We start from the raw sequence: 17,281 nt of genomic DNA, 5'->3' as shown, positions 1-17,281 counted from the left end.
CTATGCGTGGTGACTCTGCTCCGCTGGGTGCCATCACGCGATCTCCAGATGATCGCGTGATGGCCGTTCACCTGCGTCCCGAGCGCCGATCAGCCGGAGTTGCCCGGCCATGATGACGGCACGTTGTTCAGGAACAGGGACTTGCCGCTCATCGGCTCGCACCACACGCCACGATTGCCCGTGCAGAAGTCGTCCCGCTCGTAGCCGGCCCAGTTGGCGATCGGGCCGCCGTCCGGCCCCGTGAGGTGCTTCCAGGTCGGCAGTGTGCCGTCGATGAGCGTGCTGCCGAAGGAGTACATCTTTGTGCGGTCGGGGTAGTAGGTGATGGATGCGTTATTGCTGGAATCGAGCTGCTTTTTCATGATGTTGTTGAAGAAGATGTTGTTGTAGCCGGATGATCCGGACCACTTCACCGCCTTCTTTCCCGCGGCCCACCAGATCGGGAACCATTGCGAGTCGTCCGGTGGGCTCCCGCCCTCGTCACCGCAGTTGCTGTAGCAGCTCCCCGGCCGGTGCCCGTACGGCGTGTTGACGCGGTTGAGCTCGAAGATGTTGTTGCGTTCCCAGCCGCCGTGCAGGTTGAGGTCGGAGTCGAAGTCGTTGCCGATGGCCACGTTGCCGGAGGCCGACCACTGGAAGGTGAAGTGCCGCAGGTTGCGGGTGGCGTTGCCGGCGTACACCGAGTCCCAGACGCGGGAGCCGCGGAAGTAGCCGTTGCCGCCCTTGCCCTTGTTCCATGAACCTTCCAGGTAGTTGTTGATCACCGAAAGGTTCTTGGCCTCCTCGGTCACGATGGCGTGGGAACCCGTCATGTACGACCGGACCCCCTTGACCCAGCCGTTGATCGCCCACTTCAGCACGATGCCGTGCATCTCCCCGGCCGGATCCATGTTGCCGTAGTTGTGGCTGGCCGAGACGGCCTCCTCGGAGGGCATGTCCTGGGTGAAGTACAGGTTCTCGATCCCCACCCCCAGGACCGGATCGACGATCGGCGAGGCCTTGGAGTCGAAGGGCTTGTCGAGCCCGGGAATGGGGTCCGAACCGTCGGAGGTGGAGTTGACCGGCACGTCGTACTCCAGCGGCTTGTCCAGCGTGATGGTCTTGCCGTTGACCGCCGTGATCTTGAAGATCTGCTGCCGCATGTGCAGGTTCTGGAGTTCGTGCTCGGTCGGCACGGCCTCCATCTGCTGGTAGAACTTCATCGTGTTGGCGGCGCGGATGTTCACGTACGCGCCGGCCTTGAAGTTCGCCATGATCTTGCTGTTGGTGCTGTCGGCCAGGGCGATCGTCATGTCGCCCGTCCGCGCGGCGAGTCCCTCGCCCCACTTCGCGCTCTCCTTGAGCTTCGCGCCGACCTTCCAGTGCACGTTCACCGTGCCCTCGAAGATGTCCTTGCGGTTCTGCGGCGCCGCCTTCCAGCCGTTCTCGTAGTCGGGATGGCGCTCTCTGGCCTGCACCCGGAACAGGCCGCGCCCCGGCCAGATCCATCCGCCGGGAGCGGGTTCGGCATTGCCGTCCCCGCGGTCGACGGTCATCGCGTCCTCGTCCCAGTCCGCTCCGTCGGCGGTGAGTTTGTCGTAGCGGGTGTTGGCATCGGGGGTGTAGACGACGCGGGTGCCGGTGTCGGGATCGGAGCCCTCGCCGCGCAGCACCATGTAGTCGGCGTCCACGTAGATCTGGTGGGTCACGTTGAGCGTTCCGGCCGGCAGGGTGATCTGGCTGAGGCTGTGGTATCCGGCGCTCGGTGAGCACGTGCCCTTGATGTGGTCGATGGCGTTCTGGATGCCGCCGGTGTCGTCCTGCCCGTCGTTCGGCCGCACGCCGTACTGGCTCCGCATGGCGGCGGAGGTGATGGCGCACGCGCCGTTCGGGTTGAAGTCACCGGCGCCGGGCAGGTCGCCGCCGTCCAGATATCCGGCCTTGGTCCAGTCGCGCAGGCCGATCTGGAGCCCGCGGCGGTTCCCCGCGGACAGGTCCAGGTCCTTCAGCGGCGCGGGCGGGGGAATGTACAGGTCGGGGTAGCCGCACGTGTGCTCGGCGTTGGGCGACCAGGCGCGTGGCGACACCGCGTTGTACTTACCGGTGATCTGGACGTAGAACGCGTCGCCCTTCTCCGCGGGATCGGCGGGATTGTCGATCTTCAGGACGTGGTGGTTCTGATAGAAGCGATTCAGATCGGTACCGCCCTGGCTGTTCTGCGCTGCGTTGATCATCCGGCACGAGACCCCCTTGCCCGCGGCCGCGCCCTCCGCCGTGGAGTTGAAGGGATATTCGTCGCAGCTGTCTAGATCACCCGGGGGACGCGGCAGGCTGCGGGGGCAGGCGATGTCCCGGTTGTCGCCCTCCTTGGCGCCCCGCGTCAGCGGGACGCCGCCCGGCTCGCCGGGGGCGGGGCCGCCGTCCTTCATGCCGGGTACGCCGCGCCGTCGCTGAGCGTCGCGGATGTGCAGCGCGTGTTCCTGCACCTCTCTGTTGTCGAGGGCGAAGGTCATCGTGTCCGGTTGCTGCGGGAACACGCAACCGGCGTCCTTGATGGTGGAGTCGATCCCGTCGCAGCGGATGTCCGGCTCGGTGGCCAGCACCGACATCGCGGGCTGATCCGGGTGCTCCGGGAAGATGATCTCCACCCGGCCGAGCACCGTCGCCCAGGACACCTCACCGCTCCGGGCCGACACGACGGTGTCGGTGGTCCAGGTGCCGCGCACCGGAGCGTCGTACACCAGCGGGTGCGTGGGCAGGCCATCACCGCGCGGGAACTCCTTGTAGTCGCTCCCGTCGTCGAGCACCCTCGGGCAGGACGGCTTGACGCCGAGCTTCTCGCAGTAGAACGCCTTGGCCGCGACGCCGGCGCCGTTCACCTCGCCCCAGCTGCCCAGGGGGATCGCGACGACCTCGGCCTCGTAGCTCCAGGTGTTCATGGCCCGGCCGTCGGCGTTGACCTCGGCGTGCCAGTACTGCGTCACGAAGTAGTTGAGCTGGCCCAGCTGCTCGGTGCGGTCCCGGTTGTAGACCTTGGCGGCCTGCAGCGGGGTTCGCGCGCAGACCTCCACCCGGCTGATGAAGTGCCAGGCCCCCTCCGGGGAGGCCGCGCACCCGGCGGGCAGCGACGTGGCGGCCGCGCGGGTGGCCGTGCGTGCCTTTCGCGTGGTGAGGTCGGCGGTCTTCGGCTTCGTGCAGCCGTCTTTCCGTCCCCCGAAGAGCTTCACGGCCGCGGCGGAGCAGCCGTCGTGCACCTTGAGCCGGGAACCGGTCAGTGGAGTGTCCCAGTCCGCGTCGGCGGCGGGGACGCTGCCGGCGGGGGTGGTGGTGGGCGGCGGGGCAGGCTCGGCCGCCGCCGAGATTCCGGTCAGAAGGGGGAGGATGACGATGAGTCCAGCGAAAACCGCTAATAACCTCGATAAGCGTTGTAACACCCTGCCAGCTCCTTAGGGGATGACGGTGAGGAAGAGGGACGACTGTGTGTCGGTCCCGGTGGCGTCCACTCCGTGGCCGCCGGTGTAGTCGCGGCGTTCGTTGCCGGCCCAGTCGGTGATCGGGACGCCGCCGACGTCGAGGTGCTGCCAGCCGGTCCCGTTCCAGCCGAAGCGGTAGATCGTCGTGGGGCTCGGGTAGTAGTCCTCGTACGGTGCGGCCGGCCCGTCGGCCTGCTTCTTCAGCACGTTGTTGAACAGCACGTTGTTCGGCCCCGACGAGCCGGACCACTTGACGGCCTTGGGACCGGCCGACCAGTAGACGGGGAACCACGTGCCGTCGTCCGTGCCGCCGCCCTCGCCCCCGCAGCGCGCGGTGCAGCTGCCGGACCTGTGGTCGTACGGCACCGTGCTCCGGTTGAGCTCGAAGAGGTTGTTGCGCTCCCAGCCGCCGTGCAGGTTGATGTCGGAGTCGAACTTGTTGCCGATCGCCACGTTGCCGGAGGCCGACCACTGGAAGGTGAAGTGCCGCAGGCCGGTGGTGGTGTTCCCGGCGTAGACCGAGTCCCACACGCGCGAGCCGCGCAGGTAGCCGTTGCCGCCCTTGCCCTTGTTCCAGGCGCCGTCGAGCGTGTTGTCGACCACCGACAGGTTCTTGGCCTCCTCGGTGACGATGGGGTGCGACCCGGTCATGTGCGTGCGGATGCCCTTGATCCAGATGTCGGCCGCGTGCTTGACGACGATGCCGTGCATCTCGGCGGCCGGTGCCATGTTGCCGTAGTTGTGCACGGCGGCCTGTTCGTCCAGGCCGGGCATGTCCTGGGTGAGGAAGAAATTCGCGAAGCCCACGCCCACCACCGGGTCGATCAGCGGCGCGACCTTGGAGGCGTACACGGTGTTGTCGATGGCCGCGGAGCCGTCCGAGGTCGAGTCGACCGGCACGTCGAATTCGAGGGGCTTGTCGAGCTGTACGGTCTTCGCGGTGGTGTCGACTGCCTTGACCTTGAAGAGCTGCTGCCGCATGTGCAGGTTCTCCACCTCGCCGCTGCCGGCGGGCACGGTCATCTGCGCGTAGAAGTTTCGGGTGTTGGCCGCGCGTACGTTGACGTAGCCGCCCACCTTGATGCCCGCCATCAGCGCCGCCGAGGTGCTCGTGCTCAGGTAGACCGTGTCCTGGCCGGTCTTGCCGGCGAATCCCGGCGTGCCGGGCATGGCGCGCAGCTTGACGCCCGACACCCAGTGCGCGTTGACCGTGCCCTCGAACATGTCCTTGCGGTTGGCCGGGGCGTCGTCGTAGGTCTCGTCGTCCTCGTCGGCGGTTCCTGCGCCGGGGCAGCCGGTCTGCGCGCCGACCCGGTATTGGGCCGCCACGCATCGCGACTCGACCCGGAACAGCCCGCGGCCGGGCCACAGCCAGCCGCCGTTGGCCTTGCCCCACTCCATCGCGGACTGGTCCCAGTCGGAGCCGTCGGAGGTCAGCGTGTCGTACATGGTGGCGGAGCCCGGCCGGTAGACGATCTTGGTTCCGGTGGCCGGGTCGGCGCCGGCGCCGGTGATCACCAGGTAGTCGGCGTCCACCTTGATCTCGCCGGTCACCAGCAGCTCGCCCTGGGGGAGCTGGATGGAGCTGAGCCTGTTCGGGGCCGCGGTGGGGGAGCACTGTGTTCGTACGAAGTCGATCGCCGCCTGCAGGCCCGCGGTGTCGTCGCCGCCGTCGCCGGGGAGCACGTGGTACGTGGCGGCCAGTGTCGCGGGGGTCAGGCGGCACGCGGTGTCGGTGGTGTAGTCGGACGCGCCGGGGAGGGGCGCGCCCTCCCGGTAGCCCGCCTTGGACCAGTCGTAGAGCCCTGCCACGGGGGCACGGCGGTTGCCGGTCGTCAGATCGAGGCCGGTGCGCGCCTCACCGTCGGCGGGCGGCGTGGGGGTGACAGTGGGCGTGGGCGTGGGCGTGGGGGTTGGGGTTGGGGTTGGGGTGGGAGTCGGGGTCGGGGTGGGTGGCTGTGTGGTCACCGTGAACGTGGCCTCGGCGGAGACCGTGGTCCCGGCCGCGCTCCATCTCGCCTTCAGCTCGTGGCCACCGGTCGAAGCGCTCACCGTCCACTGGTACGGCGCGGTCGTGTCCTTGCCGAGGTAGGCGTTGTCCAGCAGGAACTTCACGCCGTCGGTCACCACGCCCGGATCGACGAGGTCCGCGGTGAAGGGCGCGGTCACGCTGCCCCCGGCCAGCGGGACCCCGTTCACCGCGAGGTACGGGCCATCGGCCCAGGCGACCGGAACCATGCCTAAGCCGAAGACGGCCACCAAGGCGGCCACCGGCCGCCGGCGAAACCTGAACACGTGGGAAGTCCTTCCTGTCGGGAAGCGCCGCCGATTCACGGGCGGGTGAATCGTCGCCGCCCCGGCGAGGGAAGTACATGGATCACGCACTACGCGGGAAACCGCGGGAAAGCCCACCTCCGACCTGCGGGGACGCCCGGAAAGCCGGGAAATCCCGGGACGCTCAGCGCCCTGCGGCCGCACACTTCCTGGCGCCGCTGGTGAGCTCGGCGCAGGCGTAACCCACCTCCGGGCCGGCCGCGGCGACCATGGGCGTGGCGGCGGCGGAGCCGGCGCGGTCCTTGCCCTTGGCTTCCGCTCCGGCGTCACCGGTGACGTTGACTCGGTCGTAGCGGCGCGCGCCGGTCAGCACGGCCCACGCGGCCCGGCACACCGCGCTGTAGCGCAGTTCGAGCCGCGCGTAGTCCACCTGCACCGACGCGGTGACGACGGCGTCGCGAGCGCAGCCCAAGGGCTCCGCCGTCCGCCCGGTGCAGTCGCTCGCCTGGCAGCTGCCCGCCGGGGCGGGCGTACGCGGCCCGGTCGGTGAGGCCACCGGGCGGGAGATCGCACCGGTCAGCACCGCGACCACCAACCCGATGGCCACCACCACGACCCCGATGGCGAGGATCGCGAGCCACCGCCGCGTCGGTGAGGAGTCTCTGACCACCCTGAAGGGCATGGTCGACTCCGCGTCATCCTCCTCGTCCACCCCGGGGCCGTCGCCGGTCGCCGTGTACGCCCCTTCGCCGGCGCGCCCGCCGGACTCGGCGGCCAGCTCCCACAGCGCCCGCAGCCGGGCCTGGTCGGCATCGGCCAACTCGCCCAGCGCGGCGACCACCGCGTATGGGGCGAGCGCCTGGCCGTTGAGGTACCGGCTCCAGGCCGACTTGCTGCACGCCGTCTTCTTCGCCAGCTGCCCCAGGCTCAGCGAGGTGCGGTCCTTCATGACGCGCAGTTCGCCGGTGAGGAGCCGCATCTCCGGGCTCAGCGAATCGGCTAACGGTCGCCAGGCGCTCACGCATCCCCCGTCCCCCGCGCGCACGCGGCCGAACTCATGGGCGTCATGGACTGATCTCGAGCCGATGATATTCGGCGAAATCACTCGGTATCTGGAGCGACCAGGCATTCGACCATGAGGATCCGGCCGGTCGGCAGGTAGCTGGTCGGCCCGGCGGTCGAAACGCAGCGGGCCGATCTGCCCTCCGTAACCCAATGGTTGCTTTACGTGTGCTTAGGTAGTCCTTTGACAAGTTTGTGGGCCGGAGTGGGGTTGAAGGGTGTCAAAGTACGGCTGGCGTCACTCGGCGTTCGCGCCTGCGGTGGGCCTGATGGTTTCCGCGCTGCTGTTCGTGGCCGGAGCGGTGGAAACGCTGCTGGTGTCCGTGGGTGCGACCACGGCCCCGCCGGCCGCGGAGGTCGTGGTCACGCTGATCATCGCGGTGTTCCTGACCACCGTTCTCCGGCTCGTCAGGGCCGTACCGGATATCCGGCGGGAGAGTGCCGCGACGGCGCGGGCCGTGGCGAACGTGCAGGCGGTGAAGCCGAACGAGGACACGCTGGTGGGGCGGCGGCTCAAGCTGTTCAAGGAGGCGGCCGAGGCCGGGAACGACTGTGAGGCGGTGCTGGGCGCCCGGTCCGCGCTGGACGACAGCGAGATGGCCAACAAGCACCACCTCGACCACGCGCTCATCTGGGCGCTGCCGGTGTTCGGGTTCATCGGCACCGCGCTGACGATGGCCGCGATGGTCAGCTCCTTCTCGAACGCCCTGGACAACCAGGGGGACCCCAGCGTGCTGATCACCGCGCTCAAGCAGCACGTGCTGCCCGAGCTGGCGTCGGCGTTCGGTGTCACCCTGGTCGCGCTGTTCCTGAGCGTGCTCGCCTTCGGTGGGATGGCGCTGATCGAGCGGGCGGAGCGGGCCAGCGTGGTGGCCGCCGACGAGGTGTTCCTCATCTACATCGCGCGCCTGCCGGTCAAGCAGGTGGCGCCCGCCATGACGGGGCTCACCCAGGAGCTGTCCCAGTCCAGAGGCAGGACCGAGGAGCTGGTCAAGGGCCTGGACGCGCTGCGTACCGCGGTGGAGCGGTTGAGCGCCGCCGAGAGCCGGCCGCAGAAGTACACGCTGGTGAGGGAGCAGTGAGGAAGCGGGCCGTCAGATCGTTCGCGCCGCCGCTCGACCTGCGCTTCATCGACCTGTTCATGTCCATCGTCCTGGCGCTGTCCTTCGTGGCGATCATGCTGACCGTCGTGGCGCGGATGCTGCCGACCGACGTCCCCACGCCGCCGCGTCAGGAGACGCGTCAGAGCGTGGCCCAGCTGCAGAAGCAGCTCGACGCCGCCATGGTGGCCAAGCGGAAGGCCGAGGCCGAGCTGCGCACCACGCAGGCGCAGATCGCCGAGCAGACCGCCTTCGCGCTGCCGTGGTGGCTGATCGGGTTCTGCGCGCTGCTCGGCGTGCTCACCGTGTTCATGAGCTGGCGGATCCGGCTGTGGAACAACGGGAACCTACCGCGTATACGCAGCTGGCTGATGGTCACCGTGGTAGTGGCCGCGGTGACGGTGGTGATCAGATCGCTGAGTGACAGTGACGGCTATCTGCTGCTCGCCGAGATCCCCTGGTGGGGCGCCGACGCTCTCTGTCTCGGGCTGTTGCTGGTCGCGTACGTGCTGATCTCCGACATCCGGGCCAGCCACGCCGCGCTCGGCCAGATCAGGGCGCGGTCGGCGCGCGCCTCCGTCCCGGAGCGGTAGAGGATCACGGTTTGCGGGCGACTCCGGCCAGGACCCAGGCTCGCTTCGTCTCCTGGTCGGAGACCGGGGTGCTGGCGCGCCACTTACGGACATAGATGAAGCCGGGTTCGACGAGCTCCAGCCCGTCGAAGAAGCGCACCGCCTGATCGCGGCTGCGCGGACCGCCCTTGGGCCGGTTGAGCGCCTCCCGGAAGACGTCGGCGATCTGCTCGGCTATCTCCGGGCGGCCGTCGAAGACGGCGTGGGTGAGGCAGAGGAAGCTCCCGGGCGCCAGCCGCTCGCACAGCCGGGCCACATGCTCGAACGGGCCGTCCTCGTCGGGGATGTACTGGAGCGCGCCAATGATCAGGACGCCGACGGGCCGGTCGAAGTCGATCAGCTGGCTCAGAGTGGGATCGTCCAGCATGGCGTCGGGGTGGAGGATGTCCCCTTCGACCACTCCCGTGCGCTCGTTGGTGGCGAGCAGCGCCCGCGCGTGGTTGAGCGCGACCGGGTCGTCGGCGACGTAGACGACGTTGGCGTCCGGGTCGAGCGACTGGGCGACCTCGTGGACGTTCCGCTTGGTAGGCAGCCCGGAGCTGACATGGACGAACTGCGTGACACCCTGCTCGACCAGGTAGCGCACGACCCGTTCGCGGAACTCCTGGACGTACTCGCCCATCACCCCGGCGTCGGGGATCAGCGCCAGGACCCGCGCGGCGGCCTCGCGGTCGGCGGCGAAGTTGTCCTTGCCGCCCAGGAAGTAGTCGTTCATGCGGGCGACGCTGGGAGCGTTGGCCGACACCCCTGGCCGTCGGGGCGTGTCATTCATTTGTCATCTCCTTCGCTCCCACCCGGCTAAGAGGACAGTAGCAAGCCAAGGGCAGTCCGGGTGGCTTGTCCTGGTTTGTGCTGACAGAGACTCATGAAAAGTTCATCCGCCGCAAATGGCGTCTCAAGGGGTGTTTCTTAACTTTGCTGGCGTAAGGGAAGTTCTGCTCGGGCTGGGCGGCCTGCTCGCAGCCTGCGGCCAGGACGCGCCGGCGGTGATCACCTCGACAGGGGCGAGCGTGTGAAGCCGCACGACGTACAGCGGAAGGTTTCCTGGTTGGGCCGGTTGCGCTTGTCCACGTGCCCGCACGCCGAGCACCCCTGCGAGGTGTACGCGGGGTCCACGTAGACGAGCGCAACCCCGGTGCGGGCCGCCTTGTAGGCGATGAACCGGCCGAGCTGGTGGAAGCTCCACGTGTGTAGCGTGACCCGCTGGGGCTTACGGAGCCGTACCCGGTCGCGGATGCCCTGGAGGTCTTCCAGGGCGATGCCGCGTCCGGTGCGTGCAGCCTCGGTCACGATGGTCTTGGAAATCACGTGGTTGACGTTCCTGCCAGGACAGGCACCGCTCGTCGAACGGCTGGGAGGCGTCCGGGCGGAACCCGATCGGCTTGGTGAGGGGCTTGCGCAGCCTCGCCTTCACATGGGCTTTCACCGTTGTGTAGGCGTCGGAGACCTTCTTGGGGTTCATCGCCATGGATTGCTGAAGATGGCCGAGGAGGACGACGGCTATCTGGGGGCGATCGTCTTCTCCGCCGACTCAGACAAGGACGGCAAGTGATCAGGCTCCGGCCTCGGGCGGGCGCAGGCGCCGCAGGGCCTCGCTGACGCTCTCGCCTTGTCCGGTGGCGATCGGATTGCCGTCGGAGTCGCGGGCGACGGCGGAGTAGGCCGGTCCCGGCAGCTGGGTCAGCAGGATGGTGTTGCCGTCGCGCAGCAGGTCCTCCGGTGCGAGGCGGTGTTCGCGCCGGTCGGCCAGGTTGCGGGCGGCGACCAGGGCGGCCACGGGGGCGCGGTGGCGGGTGAGGAGTATCGGGCCGCTGTCGTGCGGCTGGGCGGCCTGTCGTACGAGGTCGCCGAGCTTGCGGCGGACCGTTGACAGCGGCAGGGTGGGCAGGCCGGTCAGCGGCCCGGACACCCCGGAGATGGGGACCAGCGCGGCCCATTCCCAGCGTTCGCGGGTGATCAGCGTCGTCTCGCCGTCCTGGGCGGCGCGCACCAACCGGCCCCAGTGGACACGCGCCTCCTCGACGCCGAGCGGGGGGCCGAGGCGGGCGACGAGCTCTTCATAGACGGTCGGGGTGTCGTACATCCGGAAAATGTAAGCCGCCTTACCGAGAAAATGCAAGCCGCCTTACAAAAGTCGCGCTCGAAAACCGGTTGCGGCCATCAATAGCGTGGGCGGCATGGAGGCACTGGTGGAGTCGTTCGTGCGGGACGGCTTCGTGAAGTTGACGATCGGTTCGCGCGAGCAGGGTGAGGCGGCGCAGGCGCTGCTGTGGAAGCAGATCGGCCTGTCGCCGGACGAGCCCGAAGGATGGCGCGAGCCGGTGGTGTGGGCCGCGGACATGACCGGGCAGGGGCCGTTCGGCGAGTTGGTCAGGTCGCCCGAGCTGGCGGCCGGGTTGGACGCGGTGTGCGGGAAGGGCGGCTGGCAGCCGCGTGGCGCGGCGGGCAACATCCCGATCCGGTTCCCGCGGCGACCGCCGGCCGACGACCGCGGCTGGCACCTGGACGCCAACGTGTCGCGGCCTGACGGCAGCTGGGGGGTGACCGTCCGCTCGACTACGCTCCTGGTGCTGATGCTGTTCTCGGAGGTCGGCGAGTCGGACGCGCCGACCCGGGTCAGGGCGGGGTCGCAGCGAGACAGCTTCCGGGCGCTGGACGAGCAGCAGGTGTACGACCACGTCAGCGCGGGCGCGCTGGTGGACGCGGCCAGCAAGGACCGGCCGGTGGCGCTGGCGACCGGCTCGCCGGGGGACGCCTACCTGGTGCACCCGCTGACCGTGCACGCCGCGCAGGAGCACCTGGGAGAGAGGCCCAGGTTCATGGCGCAGATGCCGTTCATGCTGGCCGAGCCGTTGGACCCGGCGGCCGACACGCCGCTGGCCAGAGCGCTCCGCTGAGACCTGTCACTACCTCGACCCAAGGGTTATCGGGGGTCGATCGGTGTCAGGGGCGGGGTGCCGGCCTCGATGGCGGCGGCCGCGTCCAGGCACAGGTCCTCGCGGAAGCGCGGTCCGATGATCTGTACGGCCTGCGGCAGCCCGTCCGCCAGACCGGTCGGGACGGCGACCGAGGGCAGCCCCAGCAGGTTGGCCACCACGCTCATGCGCAGCGCCGCCGGCCACCCGGCCAGCCACTCGGGATCGAGGTCGGCGCCCACCGGGAACGTCGGGATCGTGCAGATCGGCGCGAGGACCAGCGGGGTCGAGTCCGTCCAGTCGGCCCAGGCCCGCAGGATGGCGGCGCGTTCCATCATCGGGTCGAAGGCGGCGCGCCCGCCCGCTCGCGTCCAGATCTCCTCGTAGGCGGCCCAGAACTGGACGAACCCCTTGGAGGCGACCGTCTCGACGGGCGGCTGCTCCTCGTGGACGCGGCCGTAGGAGGACATGATCTGGGTGTAGATCTCCGAGGCCCGGTCCAGGGCGGGAGGCAGGCTCTCCGTCACCCGATAACCGGCGTCGGCGAGCAGTTTGGCCGCCTGCCGTACGGCGGCGGTGACCTGGGGGTCCGCGTCGAGGCCGGTGACCGCGGCCACCCCGATCGGCGTCGCCGGGGCGGGGCCCCGCAGGGGGACCGGGGCGTACCAGGGGTCGCCGGGCGCGTGGCCGCACATGTGGTCGAAGGCCAGCCGCAGGTCGGCCACCCGCCGCGCGATCGGCCCGTGCACGCCCAGCAACTGGAACGCGAACGGCGACGCCTGCCCTCGCTGGGCGATCCGGCCCAGCGACGGCTTCAGCGCGGCGACGCCGCAGCACTGCGCGGGCCAGCGCAGCGAGCCCGCGCCGTCGTTGCCGATGCCGAGCGGGGTCAGGCCGGTCGCCACCGCGGCCGCGTCGCCGCCGCTGGAGCCGCCCGGCGTGTGGCCGGCCGACCAGGGATTGCGGGTCGCGCCGCGCAGGTCGTTGTCGGTGTGCCAGCGGATGCCGAACTCCGGCATGTTCGTCCGGCCGATCGGGATCGCGCCCGCCGCGCGCAACTGGGCGATGTGCTGGGCGTCGCGCTGGGCGACGGCGTCGCGCAGCGGGACGATGCCGAGTGTTGTCGCCGAGCCGGCCACGTCGACGTTCTCCTTGACCGTCATGGGGACGCCGCAGAGCGGGCCCGGCGCCGTGCCGTCGCGCAGGCCCCGGTCGGCCGCGTCCGCCGCGTCGAGGGCCTGCTCCTCCAGCACCACCGTGATGGCGTTGACCTGCGGATTCACCTCGGCGATCCGCGCCAGATGGGCCTGGACCACCTCACGGCTGGACACCTCGCGGGTGCCGATCAGCCGCGCCAGATCTCCGGCGGCCAATGCCCATAGTTCAGCCACGACATCCTCCTTGAGGGGTAAGCGGTGCCGAGGAATCTAGGGCGAGAATTCAGAAAGAGGCAGTCTTGTCTTTCCCGGCCGCGTCAGCCAGCCGGAGAACGCGCAGGTGGGAGCGGTACGAAAAAAGGGCCGGAGGCGATCGCCTCCGGCCCTTCGGAATATCCGGCTAGTTATGCCGGGTGGTCTTGCGCCAGGTGAAACCACCCGGCAGGTTGACGGATATCGTGCGGCGGCCGTCCGCCGTACGGGTGACACGGAACAACCGGTTGCCCCAGCTGTGCCCGACGCCGCCGCGCGACAGATTGAGCCTGAACGGCCCGAGCTTGATCGACTTTCGGTAGCTCCAGCCCATCGAGGTTCCCTCCATGAGATCGCGAGGGCTCCCAGCTACCCGAAAATTGGCGAAATATCGGGTTTAGTGTGGTGGTCACTCCACGGTCACCGTCGCGTTCGCCGGGACCGTGGTGCCCGCCACCTGCCCGGTCACCGAGAAGGTGCCGGGAGAGGCGTACGAGCTCGGGTCGATCTGCGCCCACGTGACCGCGACCGAGCTGTCCTTGGACCCGTCGTTGTACGTGGCCACGACGGTCGCCGGCAGCGACGGCGCGGTGCCCGCCCGGGTCCGCACCGCCTCCTCGGCGATCGAGGTGATGGTCACCGCCGGACTCGTCCTGACGTACACCGTGGCCTCGACAGGCGAGCGCAGACCCTCGGCGAGCCCGGCGACCTTGAAGCTGGTGCCACCGGTCTTGACCTGGTCGGCGGTCACCTGCTGCCACGTCACCGCGGCCTGACCCCGGCCGCCGTCCGCGTACAGCGTCTCCACCTTGGCCGGAAGCTGGGGCAGCGTGCCGGCCACCGTCGGGACGTACACCGGCCGCACCGAGTCCGGCGGCACCGCGTACGCCTTCCACTCCAGCACCCCGACGGACGCCGGCCCGGACACCAGTTCGGCGCGCAGCTTCGTCGTCGTCACCGTGTCGAACGAGACCGTGTTGTAGGCGTCGGCCGCGGTCGGATAGGAGGCGGCGCCGGTCACGTCCTCGAAGGAGTCGCCGTCCCACGCCTGGATCTTCCACGACGCCGGGACGCGGACGCCGCCGCCGTCGTCGAAGAAGTACAGGTCCGCCTTGTTCACCCGTACCGGCGACGGCCAGTCGAGCTGCACCCACTGCGTGCCCTCCTGCGGCCAGGTGCCCCAGCGCGGGTTGGCGCCGTCGTTGGAGCGCGGCGGCTCGATGCCGTCGTTGATCGCCGTCACCTTCTCCCACGGCGAGGTGTAGGAGGCGGTCGGTGTCGCGTACGGCGCCACGTTCACCTGCGTGCCCAGCGCGCCCACCGTGACGGCGACCGTACCGGACGCCGACTTGGCGCCGTCGGAGGCGGTCAGCTTCAGGTGGTACGTGCCCGCCTCGGTGAACGACGCGACCGTGGCCGGGCTCGCCGGATCGGTGAAGAACGCCTGGCCAGGCCCGTCGACGACGCTCCATGTCATGCTGAGCGTCCCCGACGGCAGCCCGTCGTCCTTGACGACCGCGTCCAGCCTGGCCTGGCCGGGACGGTTGAAGGTCGCGTCCTGTACGGCCAGCACGTAGGGGGCCCGGTTGCTTGTGGACGGCGGCGCCGAGCCGGTCGCGTACGCCTGCACCTCCTTCAAACCCGTCGAGTAGCCCGGCCGGTGGGTGACCAGCACGCGCAGCTTCTGGGCGGTGAGGGACCTGAAGCGGACCTCGTTGAGGTTGGCCCGGGGATAGACCGGGTCCTTGGCCTGGCCGGGCACGTCCTTCCAGGTGGAGCCGTCGAGGTACTGCGCCGAGTACAGGGCGGGCTCGCTGTAGCCCCCGGTCTTGCGGTCGTTGTAGAAGTACAGGCGCAGCCGGTCGACGGGCCGGGCCGAGCCCAGGTCCACCTCCAGCCAGTCCTGCGCCTTGCCGGAGCCCTTGCTGCCCCAGTACGGCTCGTTGATCGTGAACCCGTCCACCGCGCCCGCCGGGTCGCCGTACGAGGCCGTGGCGGACTTGACCAGGTTCGGCCGGGTGGAGCCGAGATCGACCCCGGCCTTCTGGAACAGGTCCTCGACCCGGTCACCCGACAGCTTCACCTCGGCCGGAGCCTTCATCGACCGCGCCGCCTCGGCGTGCACGACCGTGCTCTTCTCAACGCCGCCCTCGACCTTGCCCGTGGCCGGGTCCCAGACCGCGTGCGCGAGCCCGGACAGCGTGACCTTGCGCTTGCCGTCGATGAAGATCGAGTAACCCTCGGGCACGCCCGCGTAGTGCGTTTTTCCGTCGCCGGGCTTGTCCCAGACGATGCTCAGGTCGCTGCCGCGGTAGTTGATGCCGTTGACCGTGAAATGGTCCCAGCCGATGTCGACCGGCCACAGCTCGACCTTGCCGTCGGAGCGCGGGCGCAGGCCCATCACGTCCTCGATGACCGTCCAGTTGCTACTACCGAGGATCGTATGGTGGATCCACGACCGGTAGTCGATGGTCTTGGTGGCGGGATTCCAGTTCGACCAGAACTCGTTGGCGTCCGGGTAACGGGTGTCGCCGCCGACGAACTGCGACCAGGCGTTCCAGTACAGCAGTTGCTTGTACTGGTCGGCCGTGATGTACGGCGAGGTGTATTCGCGCAGCGCCTTGGAGAACAGCGAGAAGTTCCGGGTCGAATTGATCTGCGAGAAGTTGTTCGACCCCGGATGCCCTGCCGCCGCGGCCTCCGCTTTGTCCTTCTGATTAGCGGTATAGGCCGGGAAAATCGGATATTCAGCGGGGTCGGTCCATAGACGGAGCGCCTCCCGATATTTCGGGTCGTCCGTCGGGACCAGGCCGGTGGCGAACGGGATGTAGTTGTTCGATTCCTTCCACGGGATCAGGTTGCCCGTCTGCAGGTCGCGGTGCTTGAACAGCTTGTTCTGGTCGTCCCAGAGCAGGGTGAGGATGCCGTTCTTCACCTTGTCGGCCACGCCCCGCAGCTCGGCGGCCTTCGCGGTGTCGCCGATCAGCGTGTACGCCTGCGCCGCCGCCATCGCGTTGGCGTAGACATAGGCGCCCTCGAGCCGCTCGTTCGCCCGGTTGTAGTAGTGGAACGACACCGCGTCGGCGTCGTTGCCGGTCATCGCCTCCCAGTCGTACTCGATGACTCCGTTCTTGTTGGAGTCGTAGGCGTTGAGCTGCCCGTAGACGTCCTTTTCCGCGTAGCGGGCGAGGTTGCGCAGGATCGCGGGCTGGCCGCCGTGGAGTTGGTAGCTCTCCAGCGCGGAGGCCGAGATGTACTGGGTGTAGCTGTTCGACCAGTTCTCCGGATCACCCGGGTTATCCGTATATTTCGAGTTACGTGATACCTCGCCGGCCGACACCCACGGGCCGTACGAGTAGATCGGATCTCGCAGATACTTCAGATCCTGCAGGAACATCGGCACGGTCAGCACGATCGCGTTGTTGTAGCCGAGCGCCCCCTCCACCGACGTCGGGAACTGGAAGTCGTTGCCCGGAATGTCGGCGTCGAGGAAGTTGAACCGCATCAACCACCAGCGGTAGTAGACGAACTTCTTGATGTTGGCGTCCGGCGCGTCGATGTAGGGCAGGTTCTCCGCCCACCAGGCGTTGTAGTCCTGGAGCTGCCGTCGCAGCGCCTTCTCCGGCGAGCGCCCCTTGTAGCCGTCGTACTCGTCGCGCGACCCGGCCAGCTCCTCGGTGACGAAGCCCATCTGCACCTTGGTCCGCACGGTCTTGCCCGGCTCGACCGACAGCGTCCCCTTCAGCGCGCCGTCCGCGACCTTCAGGCCGTCGCCGCTGAGCCGGGGGAAGAGCGTGGTCAGCCGGTTCTTCGCCGCCACCACGCCGGTCAGCTCACGGTCGCCGTCCGCGGTCTTGGTGTACGGAGAGGTCACCGTGACCGGCACCTCCAGTTTCGCGGTGCCCCTGTTCGTGACCGCCAGCGTGGTGACCGCCACGTTCTCGTGCGTGATGAACTTCTTGACGGTCACGGCCAGATCGCCGCCCGCGTACTGGCCGATCCAGTGGCTGGGCATCTGCAACCGCTTGCTCACGTCCTCCTTGAGGTCCGTGCCGAGCGAGACGCTGTAGGCGTCGCGGTTGTCGATGCTCTCCCAGTACGCCACGCTGCCGCCGAAGCCGATGACCGACGGGTCGTGCTCCTTCATTAACAGCGTCCGGCCCCGCGACATCAGCCACGTGCCCGCCGGGTCGTCGCCGGGGCGGGCCAGCATGCGGTCGATCCAGTACGAGTCGCCGCCCTTCTCCTTCTTGTAGATCTCCTCCATCATCTTGCGCGGCTGGTAACGGACGGGCTCGGCCGGAACGGGGTCGGCGCCGGTGAACACCGGCATACCGAGATCGTCCTGGACGGCCGTGGCCGGGGAGCCGGCGGCGAGCAGACTGCCCGCGACGGCTAACGCGGCCAGGCCGGAGAGGGTTTTGCGCACGGAGTTCT

Annotated in this window: 12 protein-coding genes and 1 pseudogene; 4 read left to right on the top strand and 9 right to left on the bottom strand. The window is 69.0% G+C overall.

The genetic code is table 11. The annotated features are described in order from the left end of the window. Positions 1 to 89: 89 nt before the first annotated feature. From AB0B64_RS31350 to AB0B64_RS31340, 3 genes are all read right to left on the bottom strand, one after another. Complete coding sequence (locus AB0B64_RS31350) at positions 90 to 3,413, bottom strand: NucA/NucB deoxyribonuclease domain-containing protein (protein WP_358181303.1); 3,324 nt, start codon at positions 3,411 to 3,413, stop codon at positions 90 to 92. A 12-nt stretch (positions 3,414 to 3,425) separates the two neighbouring features. After that, positions 3,426 to 5,747, bottom strand: coding sequence for a hypothetical protein (locus tag AB0B64_RS31345; protein WP_358181306.1), 2,322 nt, complete (start codon positions 5,745 to 5,747; stop codon positions 3,426 to 3,428). A gap of 163 nt (positions 5,748 to 5,910) precedes the next feature. Further along, positions 5,911 to 6,747 (bottom strand): DUF2690 domain-containing protein, encoded by an 837-nt coding sequence (locus AB0B64_RS31340; RefSeq protein WP_358181309.1) that lies wholly within the window; start codon positions 6,745 to 6,747, stop codon positions 5,911 to 5,913. A gap of 310 nt (positions 6,748 to 7,057) precedes the next feature. Here AB0B64_RS31340 and AB0B64_RS31335 point away from each other — a divergent pair, with 310 nt between their 5' ends. Both AB0B64_RS31335 and AB0B64_RS31330 read left to right on the top strand, forming a co-directional pair. After that, entirely contained in the window at positions 7,058 to 7,870 is an 813-nt protein-coding gene (locus tag AB0B64_RS31335) for a hypothetical protein (RefSeq protein WP_357939886.1), read from the top strand. Beyond that, the gene (locus AB0B64_RS31330; RefSeq protein WP_357939888.1) at positions 7,867 to 8,481 is read left to right on the top strand and encodes a hypothetical protein; all 615 of its coding nucleotides are present in this window, start codon (positions 7,867 to 7,869) and stop codon (positions 8,479 to 8,481) included. Before AB0B64_RS31335 ends, AB0B64_RS31330 begins: the two co-directional genes overlap by 4 nt. Before the next feature lie 4 nt (positions 8,482 to 8,485). Here the strand turns inward: AB0B64_RS31330 and AB0B64_RS31325 are convergent, their stop codons facing one another. Both AB0B64_RS31325 and AB0B64_RS31320 read right to left on the bottom strand, forming a co-directional pair. Then, positions 8,486 to 9,292, bottom strand: a complete 807-nt coding sequence (locus AB0B64_RS31325) for an SAM-dependent methyltransferase (RefSeq protein WP_358181312.1) — start codon at positions 9,290 to 9,292, stop codon at positions 8,486 to 8,488. A 245-nt stretch (positions 9,293 to 9,537) separates the two neighbouring features. Beyond that, positions 9,538 to 9,843, bottom strand: a pseudogene (locus AB0B64_RS31320) (transposase); the annotation flags it as partial. Here AB0B64_RS31320 and AB0B64_RS31315 point away from each other — a divergent pair. Beyond that, a complete protein-coding gene (locus AB0B64_RS31315; RefSeq protein WP_357939893.1) occupies positions 9,812 to 10,072 on the top strand; it encodes a hypothetical protein in 261 nt (86 codons plus the stop codon). The pseudogene AB0B64_RS31320 and the gene AB0B64_RS31315 sit on opposite strands and share 32 nt — an antisense overlap. Here the strand turns inward: AB0B64_RS31315 and AB0B64_RS31310 are convergent, their stop codons facing one another. After that, complete coding sequence (locus AB0B64_RS31310; protein WP_357939895.1) at positions 10,073 to 10,603, bottom strand: hypothetical protein; 531 nt, start codon at positions 10,601 to 10,603, stop codon at positions 10,073 to 10,075. It lies immediately after the preceding gene. 94 nt (positions 10,604 to 10,697) lie between these two features. Here AB0B64_RS31310 and AB0B64_RS31305 point away from each other — a divergent pair, with 94 nt between their 5' ends. Continuing rightward, on the top strand, positions 10,698 to 11,417 hold the full coding sequence (locus AB0B64_RS31305; RefSeq protein WP_357939897.1) for a phytanoyl-CoA dioxygenase family protein: 720 nt from the start codon (positions 10,698 to 10,700) through the stop codon (positions 11,415 to 11,417). Positions 11,418 to 11,443: 26 nt separating this feature from the next. Here the strand turns inward: AB0B64_RS31305 and AB0B64_RS31300 are convergent, their stop codons facing one another. The 3 genes from AB0B64_RS31300 to AB0B64_RS31290 all read right to left on the bottom strand — a co-directional run bounded on the left by AB0B64_RS31300 (position 11,444) and on the right by AB0B64_RS31290 (position 17,273). Further along, the gene (locus tag AB0B64_RS31300; protein ID WP_358181315.1) at positions 11,444 to 12,826 is read right to left on the bottom strand and encodes an amidase; all 1,383 of its coding nucleotides are present in this window, start codon (positions 12,824 to 12,826) and stop codon (positions 11,444 to 11,446) included. Between the two features lie 166 nt (positions 12,827 to 12,992). Continuing rightward, positions 12,993 to 13,193, bottom strand: coding sequence for a DUF4236 domain-containing protein (locus tag AB0B64_RS31295; RefSeq protein ID WP_357939902.1), 201 nt, complete (start codon positions 13,191 to 13,193; stop codon positions 12,993 to 12,995). A 60-nt stretch (positions 13,194 to 13,253) separates the two neighbouring features. Continuing rightward, positions 13,254 to 17,273, bottom strand: a complete 4,020-nt coding sequence (locus AB0B64_RS31290) for an Ig-like domain-containing protein (protein ID WP_358181318.1) — start codon at positions 17,271 to 17,273, stop codon at positions 13,254 to 13,256. Positions 17,274 to 17,281: the final 8 nt, after the last annotated feature.

The organism is Nonomuraea sp. NPDC049129, assembly GCF_040648495.1.
In the GTDB taxonomy this organism is placed as follows: domain Bacteria; phylum Actinomycetota; class Actinomycetes; order Streptosporangiales; family Streptosporangiaceae; genus Nonomuraea.
Note: the sequence above shows the minus strand (reverse complement) of the source record. Positions and strands in the feature narration are given on the sequence as shown.